The sequence below is a fragment of the Micromonospora sp. NPDC049799 genome, assembly GCF_040656655.1.
Taxonomy (GTDB): Bacteria; Actinomycetota; Actinomycetes; order Mycobacteriales; family Micromonosporaceae; genus Micromonospora.
On record NZ_JBFAMU010000633.1, the window covers coordinates 1 to 2,578 of the forward strand.

The following is a 2,578-nucleotide window of genomic DNA, read 5'->3' on the forward strand; positions in this document are numbered from 1 at the left end:
CATCGTCGACCACGCCTGCCATTGGGCGGTCCCGACGGACCGGCCGCCGCGTCACCGCCGGCCGTGCCGGAGGTCACCGCGGCCGGTGCCGGGCCGGCGGAGGTACGGGCCACGGACCCCGAGTCGCGACGGCGCTTCCTCACCTCCACGGCGGTGCTCCTCGGCGCGGCCGGCGCGGCCGGTCTGGGCGGTCGCTGGCTGGCCGGCCAACGGGGTGTCTCGGCGGCCCGGACGGCGGTGGCGCTGCCCACGCCGTCGTCGGTCGCGTCGCCGGTCCCGGCGGCGGCCGACCTGAAGCTCGCCCAGCTCGCGTCCTACGTGACGCCCAACTCCGGTTTCTACCGCATCGACACGGCGCTGGTCGTGCCGCAGGTCGACCCGACCACCTGGGAGCTGCGGATCCACGGCCGGGTCCGCAACCCGATCACGCTGACCTTCGACGACCTGCTCGCCCGCCCGATGGTCGAGCGCCACATCACGCTGGCCTGCGTGTCCAACGAGGTGGGCGGCGACCTGATCGGCAACGCCCGCTGGCTGGGGGTGCCGATCCGCGAACTGCTGGACGAGGCGCAGCCGGAGGACGGCGCCGACCAGGTCGTCGGGCGATCGGTCGACGGGTGGACGTGCGGCACCCCCACGGCGGTGCTGCGCGACGGGCGCGACGCGCTGCTGGCGGTCGGCATGAACGGCGAGCCACTGCCGGTCGAGCACGGGTTCCCGGCGCGGATGGTGGTGCCGGGCCTCTACGGGTACGTGTCGGCCTGCAAATGGGTGACCGAGCTGGAGCTGACCAGCTTCGCGGACTTCGACGCGTACTGGGTTCCGCGCGGCTGGTCCGCCCAGGGGCCGATCAAGACGCAGTCCCGGATCGACACGCCCCGCCGGCGTAACCGCCTGACCGCCGGGCCGATCACGGTGGCCGGCGTGGCGTGGGCCCAGCAGCGGGGCATCCGCCGCGTGGAGGTACGCGTCGACGAGGGCCCGTGGCAGGAGGCGGTGCTGGCGGCGACGGTGTCGGTGGACACCTGGGTGCAGTGGTCCTGGCGGTGGGACGCCACCCCGGGCGACCACACCCTCCAGGTCCGGGCGACCGACTCCACCGGTGAGACCCAGACGGAGCGACGGACGCCGGTCGCCCCGGACGGCGCCACGGGCTGGCACACCGTCCCCGTCACCGTCCGCTGACCGCCCGCCGGCCGCCCCGGCGCTTGCCGCCCGCCGCCCGGCGGCCCGCCCCGCCGACCCGGGTACCTCGCCCCGTGATCCACTCGACCTCATTGATGTCGGGGTGTCCGGCCCCGCGGGATGCCCCGACATCACTGAACCCGAGTGGATCTAGCCGTGCGGGTCAGAGGAACGCGCACGACGCGACGCCGCGTCTCCGTTCGGGGACGCGGCGTCGGTGTCTTCGGGGGTGGCTGGGTCAGGCGACCTTGCGCTGGTCCGGGACGGCCGACTTGTGCGGCCGGCCCAGGCGGGCCTCCAGCCGGGCGATGTCGACGCGGCTCTGGCGGCGGTCGGCCAGGTCCTCCCAGCCCAGCGCCAGCAGGCGGAGCCGCTCGGACTCGCTGAAGCCGCCCCAGACGCCGTACGGCTCACGGACGGAGAGGGCGTGCGCGGCGCACTCCGCCCGGACCGGGCAGGCGCGGCAGACGGCCTTGGCGCCGGACTCCCGACGCAGGCGGGACGAGCCCCGCTCCCCGTCCGGGTGGAAGAACTGGGCGCTGTCGCGGCCCCGGCAGGCACCGAGACGCTGCCAGTCCCAAAGGTCGACGATGGGTCCGGGCAGTCTGCGTACGTTCGACATCAGCACCCCTCCTCCCGCGCGGCACCGCGGAGATCATGTGAACCGGCGTCCGGGCGGCGGTCCGCGCAGGCGCGCCGTTTCCGGCCTGACGTCCCGGTACCCCCGTCCTTCCCGACTCACACGTCTGTGATCGAAAACGTCGGACAACGCGCGGCAAATGCCCTAGATGTCGGAAAAGTTCGGAGGATTGCCCGGAACCTCCTCCCGAGCCCACCCGCTCGTGGTCTGCTCGTGAGCGGAGAGGAGACCCACTGTGCGTACGGTTCTCGTGTGCGTTCGGACACCGCTCGCGGCGCAACATCTGACCTCCGCGGCGGCGCGGCTGGGACTGGCCGCGGTCGTGCGGACGGCCGTCTCCGACCCCGAGGTGATGTTGCGGTTGGCAGAGCGACCGGCCGACGTGGTGCTCGCCGACACGGCGCTCACCCGGCCGGACAGCGCCGGCTTCGTCCGGCGGGTGCTCGCGCGCGCGCCGCAGGCCGCCGTGGTGCTCCTCGGGACAGAGGAGTCCGAGGCCGCCGCGGCCACCATCAGTGCCGGAGCCCGAGGACTCATCCAGGGCACCGACCACGACCTGACCAGCGCGGTGGCCAAGGCCCTGCTGCTGCTCTCCGCCCCTGGGCGGGCGGCGCGACACCGGATCACCGATCCGGCCCGGGACACGGCGGCGGTCGGCGGGACGGCCCGGCCGAGCCGGCAGGCACCGGCGCCGAAGGTCTGGCGGGAGCGGAGATCTACGAGCTGGAGTCGACCGACGCGGGCAGCGGCCAG

General features: G+C 74.6%; 2 protein-coding genes and 1 pseudogene. 2 read left to right on the forward strand and 1 reads right to left on the reverse strand.

The genetic code is table 11. From position 1 onward, the window contains the following. The coding region (locus AB0I76_RS27515) for a molybdopterin-dependent oxidoreductase (RefSeq protein ID WP_357041332.1) at positions 1-1,185 on the forward strand (1,185 nt) is incomplete at its 5' end. Between the two features lie 238 nt (positions 1,186-1,423). Here the strand turns inward: AB0I76_RS27515 and AB0I76_RS27520 are convergent. Further along, a complete protein-coding gene (locus AB0I76_RS27520) occupies positions 1,424-1,807 on the reverse strand; it encodes a WhiB family transcriptional regulator (RefSeq protein WP_357041335.1) in 384 nt (127 codons plus the stop codon). A gap of 253 nt (positions 1,808-2,060) precedes the next feature. On the opposite strand from AB0I76_RS27520, the pseudogene AB0I76_RS27525 reads away from it, so the two are divergent. Next, positions 2,061-2,578, forward strand: a pseudogene (locus tag AB0I76_RS27525) (helix-turn-helix transcriptional regulator); the annotation flags it as partial.

Coding starts and splice junctions, on each gene's coding strand:
- AB0I76_RS27520 (WP_357041335.1), bottom strand. CDS start 1,807: ATGTCGAACGTACGCAGACTGCCCGGACCCATCGTCGACCTTTGGGAC.